Raw genomic sequence first — 18,065 nt, forward strand, 5'->3', positions numbered from 1 at the left:
GGGCGAGCGCGACATCGCTTCGCGATCTGACCGGTGAGGCTCGCCTCCGGCATCGCCCCACCGGCCAGGTAACGCGCTCGCGCGACGGCCGAGGCACTTGAGACAGGTCTAGGCCCCCTGGGCCCCCGGGGGGCGCCGCCGGGCGGCCTGGGCCTTGCGGTGACGGTCGACGGCGTCGCGCAGGAAGCCCTCGGACGCGGCGAGCAGGCCGCGCTCCCGGTGCTCGGCGAGCGCGCCGAGCCGGCGCAGCGGCACCACGGTCTGGAGGAAGCCCGCCGGGGTGTTCGAGCGGATCATCGGGATCCGGTCGTAGGCGTCCGACAGGCCCATGTCCTGGTAGCCCCAGCGGCTCGGCACCACCCGGAGCAGCGTCTCCCCGATGTAGCGGACGGCCCCCTCGACAAACGGCCCGCCGCCCGCCGCGATGACCGAGTCGCGGCCCGGGTGGCGGTCCAGGACGAGCGGCTCCAGCGCGTCGAGGGAGGCCAGGGAGAAGTCGAACGGGAAGCCCTGGGGCAGGAACTCCGTCCGCCACCGGGCGAGCGCGTCGTCCATCCCGGCGGTCCAGCGGGCGAGGAACTCCCGGGCGGGCTCGCTCATCGTGCGGGCGTCGTCCTGCATGTACCACTCGAACGTGCCGAACGGGGCGGTCGCCGGCGGACCGTACTGCGGCTTCTGCGCGTCGAGGCCCTCGAGGTCGAGGCCGAACTCCCCGCGCAGCGCCCGCGCCTGCTCGGGCGTGGCCAGCACGTACACGTCGTCCTCGCAGACGTCGAGGCCCGGGAGCTCGTAGAACATGCGCGGGTCGGCGCCGCCGGGCTCGAGGTCGCCGATGCACTCCATGATCGTGAGCTGGTCGAGGCAGTCGCCGGGCTGGTGCTCGACGGGCCACCACACCGGCTCGCCGTTGCGCAGGAAGTGCAGGGCCTCGCCGCCGTCGGCGTCGCGGACCAGCTCGACGTCGCCGACCACGACCGACCCGCCGCTCAGCGCCGCCGCCTCGCGCAGGATGCCGCGGTAGCCCTCCTCCAGATCGTCGACGTCCTCGCCGTGGACCCACACCGCGAGGCCGAACTCGTCGATCGCGTCGAGGACGTCGTCGCCCACCAGCTCCTCATCGAGGTCGGGCGCGTACTCCCCGATGGCGGCCAGCCCCTTGGCGGCCCCCTCCTCGGTGACCATCCCGAGCTCCACCAGCCGGGTCGCCATGCGCCGGCTCGTCATGCGTGTCGCGTTCGCCATGCGGGGATGATGGCAGCCACCTCCGACCTTCTGACCGGCTTCCCCCGGATCGATCGGGTTCCGTCACCTCCGGCACCCCCGGCCCGCCGATTCGGACGTTCTCCCTCCGGGTATATGGCCTGTCAGTATCCGGTGGAGGGGGAACCGACATGGCAGACCTGCGCTTCGAGGAGCTGCCGCTCGACCTGGCGTTCACCGACGCACGCGGCGACGGGCGCCGCCGGCTCGCCCTCTTCGGCGACCCGGAGGACCCCTTCACGCGGGAGCTGGTGCGCGACCACCTCGCGGGCATCACCGACGTGACGGTGTACACCCTCCTGCTGCCGCTGGAGATCTACCCGGACGCCGACCGGACGACCCGGCTGATCTGGGGTTCGCCGGACCGCACCGGCGCCTGGTACGACTGGATGACCGGCGGGGCCAGGCCGCCCGGCCCGCCCGACCCGCACACGCCCATCGCGCGGCTGCGGCTGGCCGCCGAGGAGATCGGCGTGGACGCCACCCCGACCCTGGTCTTCGCCGACGGCACCATGATCGCCGGAGCGACCCCCGCCGCCGAGATCGAGCGCCTCCTGGCCTCCGCCTGAACACGGGCGTCCGGAGCGTCCTGAGCCCGGCTCAGGCTCCGATGCTGTGCCCCGAGCCGAGCCACCGCACCCGGTCGGCCGCGTAGTACGCGGCGCCGTCCGGGCCGTCCGGGCCGTCGAGGCCGCCGCGCCAGGGCCGCATCCCCAGCCGTTCGGCGACCTCGGCGGAGACCGCGCTGCCCCGGTCGATCTCGGTGGTGACCCGGTGCAGCCCGACGACGCCGAAGGCGTAGTCGAGCACCGCCTGGGCGGCCTCGGCGGCCAGGCCCTGACCCCACCGGCTCGGCTCCAGGCTGTAGAGGATCTCGACGCCGACACCGCGGTCGACACCGCGGTCGACCGGGCCGTCGTGGCGGCGCAGCCCGGCGACGCCGAGCAGCGCGTCGCCGCCCACCGCCGCGTCGATCCCGGCGGCGCGCGCGGCCGGGCGCAGCGCCCACAGGCCGTACCCCTCGACGGCGAAGTCCCGCTGGCTGGAGGAGATGATCTCGGTGACCTGCCCCGGCGAGATCGTCCGGTCGCCGAGCAGGTGCCGGCGGACCTCCGGCCCGCTCAGGTGCGCCAGCAGTGCCCGGTGGTCGCTCATGCTCAGCGGATGCAGCGCCAGCCGTCCGGTGCGCAGGACGTCGCTCATGGTCGCGGTCTCCTCACGACTACCCCGGCTCGGCATCGGTCCGCCACGCCTGGACCGGCTCGGCGTCCGTCCCCCAGTCAGGGGCGGGCTCGCCGTCCGGCACGCCCACCCGGAACACCCGCAGCTGCATCGCCAGCGCGGCGTAGTAGCCGACGAGCGTGACCAGCTCGACGACGGCGGCGCGCCCCAGCGTCGCCACCGCCTCGGTGTACACCGCGTCGCCGAGGTCGCGTTCGGCGGCGAGCTGCCGCGCCGCCTCGTGCACCACCCGCTCGCGCACATCGGCGAGCAGCGGCGCCCGGCCCTCGCGGAGCGCGGCCGTCTCGTCCGGGGTGAGGCCGGCGCGGTGGCCGATCCGCTCGTGCGCGTACCACTCGAAGTCCGACCGCAGGTGCGCGGCCACCGCCAGCGTCGCGATCTCCCGCTCCCGCTTGGTGAACGCGGTGCGGAAGCGCAGCGCGGCCCCGAGCTCCTGGAGCGGCAGCCCGACGGCGGGGCTGTAGAGCATCGCGTTGAACGGCCCGTGCAGCCGCCCCGCGCCGTCCATCATCTGGAACGGCGGGACCCGGCTCGCGCGGGGGCCACCGGTCACCGCCTCGTACACCTCGTGCTGCTCCTCACCGAGCGCGCTCGGACGGAGCAGCGGGAGCCGCGTGCCCAGCGGATCGCGCGGAGGTCGATCGTTGACGTGCTCACCGCTCAAGGGGTCGATCACTTACCGCACGCTAGGCCGTCCGCGCGGGCGCCTCAACCCCCCGTCCGAAATGTGAAACCACTGGCACAGGTTGACGTAGCGGTTACGTAACAGGCGCACGCGACCGCGATGGACGCCCGTGACAGGGCACGCCACGACCGCGAGGGGACGGTGCCATGCCGCACCTGCGCATCCGCGCCGGGACCGGGGACGCGCCGGACCTCCCGGCCGGCCCGCCGACGGGACCGCTCCCTGGCGCCCTGACCGGGCGTCCGGTGGAAGGATGGCCGGGTGACCGACATCTATGACGATCCCTGGGCCTACGAGCTGGCCTGCTCGTTCCGCGACGTGCCCGCCGAGGTCGGTGTGCTGCTCGGGTGGTGCGCGCGGCACCGCACCGGGTACGGGCCCGTCCGCACCGTGCTGGAGCTGGCCGCCGGCCCCGCCGAGCACGCCCGCGAGTTCGCCCGCCGCGGGCCGGCCGCGACCGCGCTCGACCTGCACCCGGCGATGTGCGCCTACGCGGCGCGCGCGGCGAAGGACGCGGGCGTCGAGCTGGAGGTCGTCCAGGACGACATGACGACCTTCGCGCTCGGCCGCCGGTTCGACCTGGTGGTGACCATGCTCGACTCCACCTCGCACCTGATGACCCTGGACGCCTTCACCGCGCATCTGGACCGCGCAGCCGCGCACCTGGCCCCGGGCGGCCTGTACATCGTGGAGATGTCCCACCCGCGCGACCGGCTGGGCGACGCCCCGAGCGTCAGCACCGACTGGACGGTCGAGCGCGGCGGCACGCACGCGACCGTCCGGTGGGGCGAGCCCTCCGACCGGCTCGACCCGGTCACGCAGATCGCCGACGACCACGTCACGATGACCGTCACCGAGGACGGCGGCGCGCCCCGGGTCATCCGCGACGTGGTCCCCTACCGGTTCTGGACGGCGACCGAGCTCGCCGCCGCCGTCCGCCTCTCCGGCGCGCTGGAGCCCGTCGGGCGGTACGGGGACTTCGCCGACATCGCGCTGGACGACCCGGCCGCCTGGCGCATGATCACCGTGTTCCGCGCCCGGTAGCCGCGCCGTCCGGGCGGGGGTGCCGGCGTCCGGGGCACCCGCGGACGCCGCCGCGCCCCGCCCGCCCGGTCAGGGCGCGGGGGCCCAGCCCGGGATCGGGTACGCGGCGAGCATCTCGCGGATCTCGGCTGCGGTGCGGGTCACCGTCGCCTCGTCCTGCTTCCCGGCCGCCGTCACGACCGCGTCGATCCACTCCGCGAGCTGCGGCATCCGCTCCTCGGTGAGGCCGCGGGTGGTGATCGCCGCGGTGCCGATCCGCAGCCCGGACGGGTCGAACGGCTTGCGCGGGTCGAACGGGACGGCGTTGTGGTTGAGCTCGACGCCCGCCCGGTCCAGGGCCTTCGCCGCGGGCTTGCCCGGCACCCCCTTGTTCGTGAGGTCGATGAGGATAAGATGGTTGTCGGTGCCGCCGGACACCAGGTCGAACCCGCGCTCCAGCAGCGCGGCGGCCAGGGCCCGGGCGTTCGCGACGATCTGCCGGGCGTACCCGCCGAACCCGGGGCGGGACGCCTCGTCCAGCGCGACCGCGATCGCGGCGGTGGTGTGGTCGTGCGGGCCGCCCTGGAGGCCGGGGAAGACCGCCTTGTCGATCGCCGCGGCGTGCTCGGCCGTCGACATGATCATCGCGCCGCGCGGGCCGCGCAGCGTCTTGTGCGTGGTCGTGGTGATCACGTCCGCGTGCCCCACCGGCGACGGGTGCGCGCCACCGGCGATCAGGCCCGCGATGTGCGCGACGTCGGCGGCGAGGACGGCGCCGGCCTCCCGGGCGATCTCGGCGAACGCCGGGAAGTCGATCGTGCGCGGGATCGCGGTGCCGCCGCACCAGATCAGCTTCGGCCGCTCCTTGAGGGCCAGGTCGCGGACCTGGTCCATGTCGACCCGCCCGTCGGCGGCGCGGACCTCGTAGCGCACCGGGGTGAACCAGCTGCCGGTGGCCGAGACCGGCCAGCCGTGGGTGAGGTGGCCGCCCATCGGCAGCGACAGGCCGAGCACCGTGTCGCCCGGCCGCAGGAACGCCATGTAGACGGCGAGGTTGGCGGGCGACCCGGAGTAGGGCTGCACGTTGGCGTGCTCGGCGCCGAACACGGCCTTGGCCCGCTCGACGGCCAGCAGCTCGATCGGGTCGACGTTCTGCTGGCCCTCGTAGTAGCGGCGGCCCGCGTAGCCCTCGGAGTACTTGTTGGTCAGGACGGACCCGGTGGCCTCCAGCACCGCGGGCGAGACGTAGTTCTCCGAGGCGATGAGCCTGATCTTCTCGAACTGGCGGCGGGCCTCCGCCTCGATCAGCCCGGCGATCGCCGGGTCCTGGTCATGCAGGTGGGGTAGGGGCGGTTGGTGCACGACAGCCTCCGCGCTTCACGCCAGGGGCGCGAACGCGGAGCCCGGACGCGGGTCGCGGGCACCCCCGGCTGAGGGTCCCGTACACCCAGGCGCGCGGTGTGCGGACTGCTTCGCTCCCCGGTGGTCGTGTCCACCTTGACTGCGCCAGTCGCGTCCGGCCAGCATAACCGGCCCGGCGGCTCGGCGCCCGGGTCAGCACGGCACGGCGCGGCCGATGACCCGGGGCGCCACCACCGACAGCAGCGCCGTCGCCGGGAACACCAGCCTCCTGCGGGACTCCACCCGGTAGCCCGCGCGCTCCAGCGTGGCAAGGGTGTCGCGGTTGCAGTGGCAGCCGCCGTTCAGCCGGGGCCACACCCGGTCGACCAGGTCCTGGCGGCGCCCGTACCCGCCGTCGGCGCGGACGTGCTCGTAGAAGCGCAGCTCGCCGCCGGGCCGCAGGACGCGGCGGAACTCGGCGAGCGCCGCGTCCGGGTCGGACACCGAGCAGAGCACGCCGGAGACGACGACCGCGTCGGCCGAGGCGTCGGCGGCGGGGACGTGCTCGGCGGTGCCGTCGGTCACCCGGATGACGTCGCCGGCCTCCCGCGCCGCCGCCGTGCCGGCGCGCCCGCGCAGGAACGGCTGGGGCTCGACGGCGACGACCTCGCGGACCTGGGGCGGGTAGTGCCGGAAGTTCAGGCCGTTCCCGGCCCCCACCTCCACCACCCGGCCGGTCAGTCCCGCGAGCAGCTCGCGGCGCAGCGCCGCCTGCCCGCGCTTCTCGGCTCGGCCGGCGGCCAGATCGAAGAAACGGGCGAAGAGTGTGTTGGCCATTCCCTGATCATCGGCGATCGGAGGCGGGAACGGAACCGGCCCCCGGCAGCGAGGCGGCCCGCCGCCTCCACACGGAGGCGACGGGCCGGACGGGAGGGGCGGGCCGGACGGACCGGCCGGCGGGGCGAACCGCCTGGCAGGCGGCCCGGCGCGCGGGCCTGAGGACCGGCGCACGGTCCCGGAGGCGCACCGGGCGCACGTCCCGGCGGGCGGACGGAGATCAGCTCCGGCCGGCGGCCTCCAGAGCCCTCTTGACCGCGGCGCGCTTGTCGCGGAGCTTGGCGAGGGCCTCCTCCAGGATGGCCTCGCCGTCCTCGTCGCTGCGCCGCTCCTTCACGTACGCCAGGTGCGTCTTGTAGGGCTCGGTCTTCGGCGGGGCCGGAGGGTTCTCCGAGTCCTGGCCGGCGGGGAACCCGCAGCGCGGGCAATCCCACGTCTCAGGAACCGCGACGTCGGTCGCGAAGCTGGGACGGGTCTCGTGCCGGTTGGCGCAGTAGAAGGTGACCCAGACCCGGGGCGCCGCGTCCCCGCGCTCGGCCTCCCCCATCGGACCGGCCCCGACACGGCTGCCCCGAATCGCGTTGCCACTACCCACGGACTACTCCTCGTTAAGTGTGCCGCCGCCGTCTCCACCTGTGCGGTCGGCGCGGCGATCGTACGTATCTGCGGGCCGGGCCCGCCGGCGCCTAGCTCTTGAACAGCAGGCCGAGCACGATGATCGAGGCGAACCAGATCACACCGGTGCCGACCGTCAGGCGGTCCAGGTTGCGCTCCACCACCGACGAGCCGCCCAGGGACGACGAGATGCCGCCGCCGAACATGTCCGACAGGCCCCCACCCTTGCCCTTGTGCATCAGGACGAGGACCACCATCAGCAGGCTCGTGACGATGAGCACGATGGACGTTGCGATGATCACAGTTCAGCGCCTTCTCTGGGCCGTCCCCCGCGGTCGGCGGGGTTGGACATGGTCACGGTCGGAGGATCGAGCCGGGCGTTTACCCGTCAGGTACGAAGGGTACGACGAACTCCCCGCTGGTTCGGCATGAACCCCCCGGTCGCCACCGAATTGATCAGTTTTGATCAGACCGGCAGGTCTCGGTACCGGCAGATCTTGACGAACTCGCCCGGGTCCAGGCTGGCACCTCCGACCAACGTGCCGTCCACGTCGGCCTGGGCCATGATCCCGGCGATGTTGCCGCCCTTCACCGACCCGCCGTACAGGATACGCACCTCGTCGGCCACTCCGCCGTCGTAGAGCTCGGCGAGCCGGGTCCGGATCGCCGCGCAGACCTCCTGCGCGTCCTGCGGGGTCGCCACCTCGCCGGTGCCGATCGCCCAGACCGGCTCGTAGGCGATCACGGTCCGGCGGGCCTGGGCCGCGGTGATCTTCTCCAGCCCGCCGTCGATCTGGGCCAGGCAGTGCGCGACCTGGCCGCCCGCCTTGCGGACCTCAAGGCCCTCGCCCACGCACAGGATCGGGGTGATGTCGGCGCCGAGCGCGGCCCGCGCCTTGGCGTTGACGGTCGCGTCGTCCTCGGCGTGGTACTGCCGGCGCTCGGAGTGCCCGACGGTGACGTAGGAGCAGCCGAGCTTGGCCAGCATCGCCGCGGAGATCTCGCCGGTGTAGGCGCCGGAGGCGTGCTGGGAGACGTCCTGGGCGCCGTAGCCGATCGCGAGCCGGTCGGCGTCGATCAGCGTCTGCACCGACCGGATCGCGGTGAACGGCGGCAGCACCACGGCGTCGACGGCGTCGTAGTCGGCCTCCTTGAGGGCGAAGGCCATCTTCTGGACCAGCGCGATCGCCTCGAGGTGGTTGTTGTTCATCTTCCAGTTCCCGGCCATCAGCGGCTTGCGGGAAGGGGTGGTCTGGGCCATGCGTCAGTCCTCCAGAGCCTTGAGGCCGGGCAGCGTCCTGCCCTCGAGGTACTCGAGGCTGGCACCGCCGCCGGTGGAGATGTGGGAGAAGGCGGCCTCGTCGAAGCCGAGCTGCCGGACCGCCGCGGCGGAGTCGCCGCCGCCGACCACGGTGAACGCGCCGGAGTCGACCAGGCCCTGCGCGACGGCGCGGGTGCCGTGCGCGTACGGTTCCATCTCGAAGACGCCCATCGGGCCGTTCCAGAAGACCGTGCGGGCGCCCGCAAGCCGGGAGGCGAACAGCTCGCCCGACTCCGGGCCGATGTCGAGGCCGAGCCGTCCGGCCGGGATCGCGTCGGCGGCCACCACGTCGTGCTCGGCGTCCGCGGCGAAGGCGGTGGCGGCCACGATGTCGACCGGCAGCACGAACTCCACGCCCGCCTCCTCGGCGCGGCGCAGGTAGTCGCGGACGGTGCCGAGCTGGTCCTCCTCGAGCAGCGACCCGCCGACCTCGTGGCCCTGGGCCTTGAGGAAGGTGAAGACCATGCCGCCGCCGATCAGGATCCGGTCGGCCTTGCCCAGCAGGTTGTCGATCACACCGAGCTTGTCGGAGACCTTGGAGCCGCCGAGCACGACCGCGTAAGGCCGCTCGACGTCCTCGGTGAGCCTGCGCAGCACCGCGACCTCGGCGGCGATGAGCCCGCCGGCCGCGTGCGGGAGGCGGGCGGGGACGTCGTAGACGCTGGCGTGCTCGCGGTGCACGGCGCCGAACCCGTCGCCGACGTAGACCTCGGCGAGGCCGGCGAGCCGGTCGGCGAACGCGCCGCGCTCGGCGTCGTCCTTGCTGGTCTCACCGGGTTCGAAGCGCAGGTTCTCCAGCAGCGCGACGCCGCCGTCCGCCAGGCCCCCGGCGGTGGCGTGGGCGGACTCGCCGACCACGTCGGCGGCGAACGTCACGCCGGTGCCGAGCAGCTCGCCGAGCCGGGCGGCGATCGGGGCGAGAGACAGCTCAGGCCTGACCGTCCCCTCGGGGCGGCCGAGGTGGGCGCAGACGATGACCTTGGCGCCCCTGCCCCGCAGCGCCTCGATGGTGGGCACCGCGGCCCGGATCCGCCCGTCGTCGGTGATCCGGCCGTCCTGGAGGGGGACGTTCAGATCGGCGCGGACGAGCACCCGCCTGCCCCTGACGTCGAGATCGTCGATGGTGCGCATCGAAATGCGAAGTCCTTCCGGATGCACGGCCGCCGTGGCCGCACGGGTCGCGCGGCCACGGCGGAGGGGCGGGTCAGAGCTGGGAACCGACGAGGGTGACGAGGTCGGAGAGGCGGTTGGAGTAGCCCCACTCGTTGTCGTACCAGCCGACGACCTTGACCTGGTCGCCGATGACCTTGGTCAGCCCGCTGTCGAGGATGCAGGAGGCCGGGTCGGTGACGATGTCGGAGGACACGATCGGGTCCTCGGTGTAGGTGAGGATCCCGGCCAGCGGGCCCTCGGCGGCGGCCTTGAGCGCGCCGTTGACCTCCTCGACGGTGGTCTCGCGGCCCACCGTGACGGTCAGGTCGGTGGCCGAGCCGGTCGGCACCGGGACGCGCAGCGCGTAGCCGTCGAGCTTGCCCTTGAGCTCGGGCAGCACCAGGCCGATGGCCTTGGCGGCGCCGGTGGAGGTCGGCACGATGTTGATCGCGGCGGCCCGGGAGCGGCGCAGGTCCTTGTGCGGCGCGTCCTGGAGGTTCTGGTCCTGGGTGTAGGCGTGGATGGTGGTCATCAGGCCCTTCTCGATGCCGAACGTGTCGTTCAGCACCTTGGCCATCGGACCGAGGCAGTTGGTGGTGCACGAGGCGTTGGAGATCACCGTGTGCGCCGCCGGGTCGTAGGCCCCGTCGTTGACGCCCATCACGATGGTGACGTCCTCGTTCTTGGCCGGCGCCGAGATGATGACCTTCTTGGCGCCGTTGTCGGCGTGCACCCTGGCCTTGTCGGCGTCGGTGAAGAAGCCGGTGGACTCCACCACCACGTCGACGCCGAGGTCGCCCCACTTGAGGTTGGCCGGGTCGCGCTCCTCGAACGCCTTGATCGCCTTGCCGCCGACCACGATCTCGTCCGCGCCGGCCTTCACCTCCTGGCCGAGCCGGCCGAGGATGCTGTCGTACTTCAGCAGGTGGGCGAGGGTGGCGTTGTCGGTCAGGTCGTTGACCGCCACGATCTCGATGTCGGCTCCGCTCGCCTGCACGGCACGGAAGAAGTTACGGCCGATCCGGCCGAACCCGTTGACGCCTACTCGGATGGTCACGGAACGGCTCTCCTCATACGTCGTCGTCCCGCCCGGTCGTTGCCGGGCCGCTGACTGCCTGGTCCGGAGGTCTCCCCCCCACGTCCGACCCTATCTAATGCGGGCCCTGCATCCCGACACCACTGGTGTGGGATATCCGGGTGAACCCGTCTCCCTCGGATGAGAGAGGCGGGCCGCGGCGGGCAGGCCCGGCCGGTCGCGGCGGCGGCCGGCCGATCAGTATGATCGCGTCCATGCGCCGCGGGTGGTTTGTCCTGATCTTGAGCGGATTGCTGCTCGGCTGCCCGCCCGTCGCGGCCCGTGCCGCCCCCGGGCCCTCCTCCGGAGCCACCCCCGGCGGCGCTTCCGGGTCCGGCTCCACGGCCGGCTCCAAGCCCGGTGCCGGCGCCGCCCCCGCGGCCCGCGCCGAGCATTTGGCCGCGCTGCTGCGCCGCGATCCGGTCTACGTCACCGACCACGCGCCGCGCGCCCTGGCCGAGGACGCCGCGGCGCGGATCAAGGCGTCGGTCCGGCGGCTCGGGGTGCCCGTGTTCGTGGTCGTGACGCCGACGCTGTTCACCACCGAGCAGGACGCGGGCGACCTCCTGCCGCTGCTGCGCGACCACCTGAACCGCGACGGGGTCTACGTGGTGGTCGACCCGAAGGGCGGCGACGGCGCGGCGCGGCAGTACGGCGGCGGCCGGTCGCTCCCCGTCGAGGACGCCTGGTCGGCGACGATGAACGAGATGGCCTACGACGCGGGCGCCGTCGCGGTGGTCGGGCGGCTCGTCGACATCACCCTGTCGGGCCATGCCCGCGAGCGGCGCGAGCGGATGGGCCCGCGCCCCAAGTCCAAGGTCCGGATCCGGCTGGACGAGCACGACCGGTCGGAGCGGCGGGCGGCGCGGAAGGAACACGGCGCGCTCGCGGCCGGGGCCGCGATCACCGGCGTCCCGCTGCTCGGCTCGCTGCTGTGGGGGCGCAGGCGGCGGCATCTGCGCGCGGAACGCGCCAGGCTCGCCGACCGCGCGAGGGCCGCCCGGCTCGCGGAGCGGAAGGCCGTCGCCAGGCCCGGCCCGGCGGCACGGCGGAAGAACCGGAAGAAGCGACGATGAGCCTGGTCCCGGCATCCCTCCGCGCGCTGTGCGCCCCGGCCCTCGCGGCCGCCGTCCTGGCCCCGGCGGCCCCGGCCGTCGCGAGCCCGGCACGGGACCCCATCCCCGCCTACGCCACCCGGAGGCTGGAACGGGTCGCGGGCGCGCTCGCCAAGGACCCTCTGTTCGTCGATCCGGACATGGCCGCCGCGCTGGACCGGGCCGACCGCGCCCGCGTCCGGGCGGCCATCGGCGCGGCGGCGCGGCAGATCGGCACGCCGGTGTTCGTCGTGGTGATCCCGAACCCGGCCGAGTCCGAGTCGGAGGGCCACGACGGGGCGTTCCTCAGCCTCCTGCACGACCGGACGCACCGCGACGGCCTCTATCTGATGGCCAATTCGCACGCCTGGTTCAACGCCGTGGGGTACGGCGTGCCCCGCGAGGTCTCCTCCTACGAGGAGGGCGAGGCCAAGCGCGATTCCAAGCACCCGTTCAACGGTCTCGCCGGGCGGCTGGTCGCGCGGCTCGACCTCTACCGGAACCGGCCCGCCACGACCCCGCGCGAGCCCTACGCGCCGTCGCGCCCGGACGCGTTCGGGGAGGAGAACCGGTGGGAGCCCGCAGAGGCCGAGATCACGGGTCCGCTGCTGACCGGGCTGCTGCTGGCCGGGCCGTTCGGGGCGCTGGCCCTCTACGGTCTGGGGGCGGGCGGCCTCTTCCTGTGGCGCCGGCGCGGCACGCGCGGCCCGGTGAGCCTGGACAAGAACGCGACGCCGGTCGAGTCGCACCCGGGCGCCCCGGCCCGGCCGAGCGTGAAGTGGCTGGTCCGTACAGGGGCCAAGGAGCTCGAGCGGCTGCGCCTCATGCTCTCCGAGGCCGGGGATCCACCCGGCCGGGGATTCGCCGTCACCGCCTACGACGCCGCGAAGATCCTCTACGACGACGCGGCGGCGGACCCGGACCGGGCGCTCGACCTCGTCGGCGCGATCGTGCTGGCCCGGCAGGGGCTCGGGGCCATCGCCCAGAAGACCGCGAGCCCGCCGCCGCCCTGCTTCGTGAACCCCCTGCACGGCCCGTCCGCCCACCGCAGGCAGGTCCGGCTGGACGGCGAGACGGGGCCGGGCCGGCGCCGTCCGCTGTGCGCCGCCTGCAACGCCAGGCCGGTGGCGGCGCTCGCCCGGCAGGTCCTCGAGGTGTCCGGCCCGGACGGACCGCGCCCGCATCATGCGGTGCCCGGGGTGTGGCAGGACACCGCGTTCGGCGCCGACGGCAATGACCTGGTCCCCCGCGTACTGGAGTATCTCGGTGTCGAGTGAACCGTCCCCCGGCGAGCGGCTGGCCGCGGCCCTGCGCAGGTCCCCCTTCTACGTGGACCCGTCGCTGGCCTCCGCGGTGCCCGTGGCCGACCGGCGCCGCCTGATCGCGAAGTTCCGCAAGGCGCCGGCGCCGGTGTACGTGGTGCTCGTCCCGCTGGTGAAGGGCGGCACCTGGACCGACGACGAGCAGCTCGCCACGGTGGTGCACGACCGGCTCGGCCACGACGGTGTCTTCGTCGGCCTCAAGGACACCGGCGACAGCCTGTCGGCCCACGAGTTCGGCGGCGAGCACCAGGCGCGGGACGCCGCCTGGGCGGTCGAGCTGGACCGCGGCATGGACGACGCGTCGCTGGTGGCCCGCCTCTCCCGGTTCGCCGACCTGCTGATCTCGGGCACCGGGACCAGGGAGTACAAGCGGATCTCCAAGGAGATCGACGAGCGCTACCGGTCCCGGCACGGCGGATCGGCGGTGACCGGCGGCGGCGCGGGCGTCCCGCCGGCCGCCGTGGGCGCCGCCGGGGCCGCGGTGGCGGGGATCGCGGGGCTGCTGGTGTGGCGGCGCCGCCGGATGGCCGCCGTCCACCGCGCCGACACCGCCCTGCTCCTGCCGAGGACGGTGTTCTCCACCGCCGGCCGCGCCACCCGGGACCAGCTCCGCGAGCAGGCGTCGCGGGAGGTCATCGCGTTCGGGGAGCTCCTGGACCAGAGCACCGTCGAGACCACCGACGACCGGGCGCGCACCCTGATGACGCGCGCCCTGGACGCCTACCAGGCGGCGGGCAAGACCCTCGACGCCGCCCGGGGCGTCCCCGACCTGGCCGGCGTCCTGGTCCTGATCGACCAGGGCCGCGACGCCCTGGCCTCGGCGCGCTCCCTCGCCGAAGGCGGCGGCGAGGTTCCGCCGAGCCCCCTGTGCTTCTTCGACCCGCTGCACGGCGACGGCCCGGTGAAGGTCGACTGGCGCCCCGTCGGCACCCGCCGCCGCCTGCGCGTGCGGACCTGCCGGGCCTGCGCCAAGGCGGTGCGGGCCAAGGAGACCCCGGAGATCCTCAAGGACACCCGCGACGGCCGCGAGGTGCCCTACTTCGAGGCCGACCCGGAGCACAGCGTGTGGGCCGAGACCGGCTACGGCCAGCTCCGTGACGATCTGATCCACCGCGTCCTCCGCGGCGACCTCAACAAGCGCTGATCCCCCGTCCTTCTGGGGGCGCCCCGGGCGACCTACCTCACGGGGCGAGCATGTCCGCGGTCAGGTTGGCCTCGGTGCCGGGGATGCCCTGGTCGCCGGCGCGCTTGTCGGCCATGGCCAGCAGACGCCTTATACGGCCCGCGATGGCGTCCTTGGTCAGCGGCGGGTCGGCGAGCTGGCCGAGCTCCTCCAGGGACGCCTGCTTGTGCTCCAGACGCAGCCGGCCGGCGTTGACGAGGTGCTCGGGGGCGTCGTCGCCGAGGATCTCCAGGGCGCGGCCCACCCGGGCGCCGGCCGCGACCGCGGCGCGGGCCGAGCGGCGCAGGTTGGCGTCGTCGAAGTTGGCCAGGCGGTTGGCGGTGGCCCGGACCTCGCGGCGCATCCGGCGCTCCTCCCAGGCCAGCACGCTGTCGTGCGCGCCGAGCCGGGTGAGCAGGGCGCTGATCGCGTCGCCGTCGCGGACCACGACGCGGTCGACGCCGCGGACCTCGCGGGCCTTGGCGTGGATCTTGAGGCGGCGGGCGGCGCCGACCAGGGCGAGGGCGGCCTCGGGGCCGGGGCAGGTCACCTCCAACGACATCGACCGGCCCGGCTCGGTGAGCGAGCCGTGCGCCAGGAACGCGCCGCGCCAGGCCGACTCGGCGTCGCAGGCCGCCCCCGCGACCACGTGCCGGGGCAACCCGCGGACGGGGCGGCCGTTGTTGTCGACCAGACCGGTCTGCCGGGCCAGGGACTCGCCGTCGCGGAAGACCCGAACGACGTAGCGGTTGCCCTTGCGCAGGCCGCTCGGCGCGAGCACCACGACCTCGGAGGTGTGCCCGAAGACCTCCGCGATGTCCTTGATCAGCCGCCGCGCCGCCACCCCCGTGTCGATCTCGGCCTCGATCACGATGCGCCCGCTGACCAGGTGCAGGCCGCCGGCGAAGCGCAGCAGCGTGGACACCTCCGCCTTGCGGCAGCACGGTTTCATGACCGTCAGCCTGCTCAGCTCGTCCTTGACCAGACCGGTCATCGCCATGAGATGAACCCTCCCCCTATCGGACTTCCAGCAGTGTGGCCGATTACGGCCCGGCCGGACGTCACTCACCGAATGATTGACCAGAAAATCGCCTGGCCTGCGGACATGTATCACCCGGCCCCCAGCGAGGGCACATTCTGGGCGCAAGCCTCAGCGATCCCGCCCTCCTCGAAGAAGGCTCCCATGACCTTCCGGGCCTCTTCCACGGTGCCCCTGAGGACGTGCATGCAGACCCGCAACGTGCAGGCCGGGTCGGTGTGCCCCATGAAGAGCGAGACCTTCACGATGTCCACCTCCGACGTCAGCCAGTAACTCCCAGCCAGGTGCCGGAGCATGTGCATACCATTCTCTCGTCCTGCCGGGACTCCCACTGCCTCACGGCGGGCAACCACACCCGTTCGTTGAAGCGGACCCGATGCAGCGGCCCGCCGGCCTGGTCCACGAACGGCAGCTCCACGGTGTTCGGCGCGCTCGGCGTCGTCTACGCCGTGCCCAACGCGCGCACCTCGGAGCAGCCACACGGCTGACGAACGCTGACCTGGTCGGCGGCTGGGGAAGCCCACCGACATGGACGCCCCGTCCTCTCCGCTTCAGCGGGAGGGCGGGGCGTCTTCGTCGTGCAGCGCTCAGGCCCCGGACCCCGGGCCGCCCTGGTCGTCGCCCAGCGTGTAGACGAGGGTGAGCACCTGGAACTGGCGCTCCATCGCGCGCCCTGAGATCCCGGCGAGTCCTCCGGTCCCGGAGCCGGGGATGATGCTCCCGTCGCTGCTCTGGTCGTTTCCGTCGGCCCGCCCGTTGTGCTGGATGACGAACGTGCCCTGACGACCATCGAGGGTGCCTTCAATTCGTTCGGAGGCCACGTAGCCGCCCCCCGCAGCGCCTTGTGCTGTGAGCACCCCGGCGACACTTGTGCCGTCGATGGCTCCTCGGTAATGCTTCCGGATCGTGACCCGGGTCAGCTTGGGCCCCTCGGCGGGCTCTTCGTACACCGTCTCCTCAAAGTCAATGATCTCGAAGTGGGCTTCGATAGTGCGCTCTACCTGCTGATCAGCCATAGGCAACAACGCTAGTCCGCCCTGACCACTCGTCTGCCAGGGGTAGCCAGCCGAGGCCGGTCGCCCGCATCTGACACGCCTGACGCTGCCCGAGGTGATGTCAATGCGGCGCCAGGTCGCGGGTCGACGTGAAGTACCGGTACGACCTGACCGTCGACTCGGCTGAAGCAGGCGCTTACCAAGATGCTCGATTCCTGCTGAGCCCAGTCACACAGGGCCTCTAGCCGCGGCGTGAAATGCCTGGTTAGCTGGCAGTTCGTGGTATTGCCTGACGCCACGGCTCCCGGGGTGGATGATCATGCTCCCCGGGGCCGTGACGGATCAGGTGAGGGTGGCCGTCCAGGACCCCCGGCGCAGGTGGATCACGCCGTCCGGAGTGATGGTGGCGCGGCCCCGTGCGCGGGCAGCGACCCGTCTCGGAGCCACCGGGCGCGGATGTCGTCGAGGACATCCCACAGTCGGCGCGGACCGCCCTGGTGAACTGTCCGAGCACGAACCGGGCGAGCTCGGCGAACGCGGGGTGCAGGGTCGGCTCGCCGCCGATGAACTGCACGGTGTCGATGGCGGGGTGGGCGGCGGCCTGCTCGATCACCCGCGTCCAGTCCGCCTGCGTCATGGTCCCGGTGCCGCCCGCGGGCCCGGAGTTGCTGTAGCAGTGCAAGCACGCGGCCGTGCACCGCCGGGTGATCTCCAGTTCGAGGAACGCGACGGGCTCGATCCGCGTCGGTGCGGGGATGTCGGTCGTGATGGTCATGCGAACCACCTTCGGCGCGCTGCATCGGTTGGTGCCGCGGCCCCGGGCGCGCCAGCAAACCCGGGGCCGCGGGGTCTCACGGGCCGACCAGCTTCCGGGCCGCGATCAGCCGCGCGTCGCCGTCGGGGTCGGGCGCAACGAAGAACTCGCGGACCCGGCCGCCCAGGGCGACGCCGCGCCACCACCCGCCCGCTTCGCGCAGCAGCGTCCCGGCGATCTGGTCGTCCTGGTCGCGGAGGAAGTAGACGCCGTCAGCGCCGCTCAACCGGTACTCCGTCATCACTGCCCTCCCCAAGCGCGGCCGGTGCTCCCCCGGGGGCGGGGGTGTAGAGCACCGGCCGCGCGATCCCCCCACCCGACCGAACAGATTCCCCAGTCCGCCGACCGGGCATCGGGCCGCACGACCCCCACGCGGGCCGTGCGGTGTCGAGCGGGCACGGCGGGTTGCTCCCGGAATGGTTCCGCCGCGCCCACGTTCATCGGTGGGCCCGCAGCTTGGACCGCAGCCCCTCGGGACTGCTGGCCGACAGGTCGGAGTCGCGGTTCAGGATGGTGCTCGTCGGTGCACCACGGCTCGCCCACCAACGGCACCCACCCTCAGCCTCGGTGTCGGTGATGTACCAGTCAGGGAACTCCGCGCGAACCTCGGCCACCGCCAACTCCACGCTCGCAGCGGCGCCGGCCCGCGCGTCCCCGCCCCGCCGCAACGCACCCTTCACCGTCGTGATCGCCTCGAACGGCCTGTCAGCCTCACACAGCCAGATCCCACCCGCCCACGTAAACCACCACCGGTCCCAGTCACCAGCGCGGCGGCGACAATCGAGCGTGACGCCCCGACTGTCCGGCCCGTCCACCACCCGAAGCAGCCCGCTCGTGACCTCGGCGGTGAACCCCTGCCCCCGGAAGGCCACGGCGAGACTCGCCAGGAGGGCGGGACCGTCCGGCTCGGGTAGCTCCGCCGTGTCGTCTGAGCGAGTCGTGATCATCGTGACCGTCCTGTGCGATGCGGGTTGTGATCTGGTCACGTCCAGTGAAGTCGTGGCGGGGGTCACACCTCCAGGGGCAAGATGGGGGTGGGAAGGGGTGGGACCGGGTGGTTCTCCCGTCACCGGCGAGAGGTGCATCGC

Annotated in this window: 22 protein-coding genes and 1 riboswitch; of the genes, 6 read left to right on the plus strand and 16 right to left on the minus strand. The window is 73.4% G+C overall.

What is annotated here, in order from left to right:
• Nucleotides 1-108: 108 nt before the first annotated feature.
• Nucleotides 109-1,242 (minus strand): hypothetical protein, encoded by a 1,134-nt coding sequence (locus QP090_RS33870; protein WP_285943752.1) that lies wholly within the window; start codon nucleotides 1,240-1,242, stop codon nucleotides 109-111.
• A 149-nt stretch (nucleotides 1,243-1,391) separates the two neighbouring features.
• Here QP090_RS33870 and QP090_RS33875 point away from each other — a divergent pair, with 149 nt between their 5' ends.
• Nucleotides 1,392-1,829 (plus strand): DsbC family protein, encoded by a 438-nt coding sequence (locus tag QP090_RS33875; protein WP_285943753.1) that lies wholly within the window; start codon nucleotides 1,392-1,394, stop codon nucleotides 1,827-1,829.
• 31 nt (nucleotides 1,830-1,860) lie between these two features.
• On the opposite strand, the gene QP090_RS33880 is transcribed toward QP090_RS33875, so the two are convergent.
• Both QP090_RS33880 and QP090_RS33885 read right to left on the minus strand, forming a co-directional pair.
• A complete protein-coding gene (locus tag QP090_RS33880; protein WP_285943754.1) occupies nucleotides 1,861-2,463 on the minus strand; it encodes a GNAT family N-acetyltransferase in 603 nt (200 codons plus the stop codon).
• Nucleotides 2,464-2,482: 19 nt separating this feature from the next.
• Nucleotides 2,483-3,178 (minus strand): carboxymuconolactone decarboxylase family protein, encoded by a 696-nt coding sequence (locus QP090_RS33885; RefSeq protein WP_285943755.1) that lies wholly within the window; start codon nucleotides 3,176-3,178, stop codon nucleotides 2,483-2,485.
• A gap of 270 nt (nucleotides 3,179-3,448) precedes the next feature.
• Here QP090_RS33885 and QP090_RS33890 point away from each other — a divergent pair, with 270 nt between their 5' ends.
• Nucleotides 3,449-4,231, plus strand: a complete 783-nt coding sequence (locus QP090_RS33890) for a class I SAM-dependent methyltransferase (protein WP_285943756.1) — start codon at nucleotides 3,449-3,451, stop codon at nucleotides 4,229-4,231.
• A 69-nt stretch (nucleotides 4,232-4,300) separates the two neighbouring features.
• Here the strand turns inward: QP090_RS33890 and glyA are convergent, their stop codons facing one another.
• The 7 genes from glyA to gap form a co-directional block, all read right to left on the minus strand.
• Nucleotides 4,301-5,572, minus strand: coding sequence for a serine hydroxymethyltransferase (glyA, locus tag QP090_RS33895; RefSeq protein WP_285943758.1), 1,272 nt, complete (start codon nucleotides 5,570-5,572; stop codon nucleotides 4,301-4,303).
• 76 nt (nucleotides 5,573-5,648) lie between these two features.
• Nucleotides 5,649-5,733: riboswitch (ZMP/ZTP riboswitch) on the minus strand.
• 31 nt (nucleotides 5,734-5,764) lie between these two features.
• Complete coding sequence (locus QP090_RS33900) at nucleotides 5,765-6,388, minus strand: class I SAM-dependent methyltransferase (RefSeq protein ID WP_285943759.1); 624 nt, start codon at nucleotides 6,386-6,388, stop codon at nucleotides 5,765-5,767.
• Nucleotides 6,389-6,608: 220 nt separating this feature from the next.
• On the minus strand, nucleotides 6,609-6,983 hold the full coding sequence (locus QP090_RS33905) for an RNA polymerase-binding protein RbpA (protein ID WP_285943760.1): 375 nt from the start codon (nucleotides 6,981-6,983) through the stop codon (nucleotides 6,609-6,611).
• Nucleotides 6,984-7,074: 91 nt separating this feature from the next.
• On the minus strand, nucleotides 7,075-7,305 hold the full coding sequence (gene secG, locus QP090_RS33910; protein ID WP_285943761.1) for a preprotein translocase subunit SecG: 231 nt from the start codon (nucleotides 7,303-7,305) through the stop codon (nucleotides 7,075-7,077).
• A 164-nt stretch (nucleotides 7,306-7,469) separates the two neighbouring features.
• Nucleotides 7,470-8,264: a triose-phosphate isomerase gene (gene tpiA / locus QP090_RS33915; RefSeq protein ID WP_285943762.1), complete on the minus strand. Its 795-nt coding sequence runs from the start codon at nucleotides 8,262-8,264 to the stop codon at nucleotides 7,470-7,472.
• A gap of 3 nt (nucleotides 8,265-8,267) precedes the next feature.
• The gene (locus tag QP090_RS33920; RefSeq protein WP_285943764.1) at nucleotides 8,268-9,455 is read right to left on the minus strand and encodes a phosphoglycerate kinase; all 1,188 of its coding nucleotides are present in this window, start codon (nucleotides 9,453-9,455) and stop codon (nucleotides 8,268-8,270) included.
• A 73-nt stretch (nucleotides 9,456-9,528) separates the two neighbouring features.
• Nucleotides 9,529-10,533, minus strand: coding sequence for a type I glyceraldehyde-3-phosphate dehydrogenase (gene gap / locus QP090_RS33925; RefSeq protein ID WP_285943765.1), 1,005 nt, complete (start codon nucleotides 10,531-10,533; stop codon nucleotides 9,529-9,531).
• Between the two features lie 233 nt (nucleotides 10,534-10,766).
• Between gap and QP090_RS33930 the strand changes: the two genes are divergently transcribed.
• The 3 genes from QP090_RS33930 to QP090_RS33940 are packed head-to-tail and all read left to right on the plus strand — an operon-like array spanning nucleotide 10,767 to nucleotide 14,111.
• Entirely contained in the window at nucleotides 10,767-11,627 is an 861-nt protein-coding gene (locus tag QP090_RS33930) for a hypothetical protein (protein WP_285943766.1), read from the plus strand.
• Nucleotides 11,624-12,922: a hypothetical protein gene (locus QP090_RS33935; protein WP_285943768.1), complete on the plus strand. Its 1,299-nt coding sequence runs from the start codon at nucleotides 11,624-11,626 to the stop codon at nucleotides 12,920-12,922. The genes QP090_RS33930 and QP090_RS33935 overlap by 4 nt, the downstream gene beginning before the upstream one ends.
• On the plus strand, nucleotides 12,912-14,111 hold the full coding sequence (locus QP090_RS33940; protein ID WP_285943769.1) for a hypothetical protein: 1,200 nt from the start codon (nucleotides 12,912-12,914) through the stop codon (nucleotides 14,109-14,111). Before QP090_RS33935 ends, QP090_RS33940 begins: the two co-directional genes overlap by 11 nt.
• 37 nt (nucleotides 14,112-14,148) lie before the next feature.
• On the opposite strand, the gene whiA is transcribed toward QP090_RS33940, so the two are convergent.
• Together whiA and QP090_RS33950 are read right to left on the minus strand one after the other, a co-directional pair.
• The gene (gene whiA / locus QP090_RS33945) at nucleotides 14,149-15,129 is read right to left on the minus strand and encodes a DNA-binding protein WhiA (protein ID WP_285943770.1); all 981 of its coding nucleotides are present in this window, start codon (nucleotides 15,127-15,129) and stop codon (nucleotides 14,149-14,151) included.
• 110 nt (nucleotides 15,130-15,239) lie between these two features.
• Nucleotides 15,240-15,413, minus strand: coding sequence for a hypothetical protein (locus QP090_RS33950; RefSeq protein ID WP_285943771.1), 174 nt, complete (start codon nucleotides 15,411-15,413; stop codon nucleotides 15,240-15,242).
• A gap of 117 nt (nucleotides 15,414-15,530) precedes the next feature.
• Between QP090_RS33950 and QP090_RS33955 the strand changes: the two genes are divergently transcribed.
• A complete protein-coding gene (locus tag QP090_RS33955) occupies nucleotides 15,531-15,656 on the plus strand; it encodes a hypothetical protein (RefSeq protein WP_285943772.1) in 126 nt (41 codons plus the stop codon).
• A gap of 99 nt (nucleotides 15,657-15,755) precedes the next feature.
• Here QP090_RS33955 and QP090_RS33960 read toward each other — a convergent pair whose 3' ends face one another.
• The 4 genes from QP090_RS33960 to QP090_RS33975 all read right to left on the minus strand — a co-directional run bounded on the left by QP090_RS33960 (nucleotide 15,756) and on the right by QP090_RS33975 (nucleotide 17,924).
• Nucleotides 15,756-16,184: a DUF3224 domain-containing protein gene (locus QP090_RS33960; protein WP_285943773.1), complete on the minus strand. Its 429-nt coding sequence runs from the start codon at nucleotides 16,182-16,184 to the stop codon at nucleotides 15,756-15,758.
• Between the two features lie 244 nt (nucleotides 16,185-16,428).
• Entirely contained in the window at nucleotides 16,429-16,938 is a 510-nt protein-coding gene (locus QP090_RS33965; protein ID WP_285943774.1) for a radical SAM protein, read from the minus strand.
• Nucleotides 16,939-17,014: 76 nt separating this feature from the next.
• Nucleotides 17,015-17,203: a hypothetical protein gene (locus QP090_RS33970; RefSeq protein ID WP_285943775.1), complete on the minus strand. Its 189-nt coding sequence runs from the start codon at nucleotides 17,201-17,203 to the stop codon at nucleotides 17,015-17,017.
• 211 nt (nucleotides 17,204-17,414) lie between these two features.
• A complete protein-coding gene (locus QP090_RS33975) occupies nucleotides 17,415-17,924 on the minus strand; it encodes a hypothetical protein (protein WP_285943776.1) in 510 nt (169 codons plus the stop codon).
• Between the last annotated feature and the right edge of the window lie 141 nt (nucleotides 17,925-18,065).

The organism is Actinomadura xylanilytica (assembly GCF_030283145.1).
GTDB lineage: Bacteria > Actinomycetota > Actinomycetes > Streptosporangiales > Streptosporangiaceae > Spirillospora > Spirillospora xylanilytica.

Bases quoted from the DNA above. Each gene is read 5' to 3' on its own strand.
- QP090_RS33870 (WP_285943752.1), bottom strand. From the start codon at position 1,242: ATGGCGAACGCGACACGCATGACGAGCCGGCGCATGGCGACCCGGCTG.
- QP090_RS33935 (WP_285943768.1), top strand. From the start codon at position 11,624: ATGAGCCTGGTCCCGGCATCCCTCCGCGCGCTGTGCGCCCCGGCCCTC.
- QP090_RS33875 (WP_285943753.1), top strand. From the start codon at position 1,392: ATGGCAGACCTGCGCTTCGAGGAGCTGCCGCTCGACCTGGCGTTCACC.
- whiA (WP_285943770.1), bottom strand. From the start codon at position 15,129: ATGGCGATGACCGGTCTGGTCAAGGACGAGCTGAGCAGGCTGACGGTC.
- QP090_RS33930 (WP_285943766.1), top strand. From the start codon at position 10,767: ATGCGCCGCGGGTGGTTTGTCCTGATCTTGAGCGGATTGCTGCTCGGC.
- tpiA (WP_285943762.1), bottom strand. From the start codon at position 8,264: ATGGCCCAGACCACCCCTTCCCGCAAGCCGCTGATGGCCGGGAACTGG.
- QP090_RS33965 (WP_285943774.1), bottom strand. From the start codon at position 16,938: ATGACCATCACGACCGACATCCCCGCACCGACGCGGATCGAGCCCGTC.
- QP090_RS33900 (WP_285943759.1), bottom strand. From the start codon at position 6,388: ATGGCCAACACACTCTTCGCCCGTTTCTTCGATCTGGCCGCCGGCCGA.
- QP090_RS33880 (WP_285943754.1), bottom strand. From the start codon at position 2,463: ATGAGCGACGTCCTGCGCACCGGACGGCTGGCGCTGCATCCGCTGAGC.
- QP090_RS33960 (WP_285943773.1), bottom strand. From the start codon at position 16,184: ATGGCTGATCAGCAGGTAGAGCGCACTATCGAAGCCCACTTCGAGATC.
- QP090_RS33975 (WP_285943776.1), bottom strand. From the start codon at position 17,924: ATGATCACGACTCGCTCAGACGACACGGCGGAGCTACCCGAGCCGGAC.
- QP090_RS33920 (WP_285943764.1), bottom strand. From the start codon at position 9,455: ATGCGCACCATCGACGATCTCGACGTCAGGGGCAGGCGGGTGCTCGTC.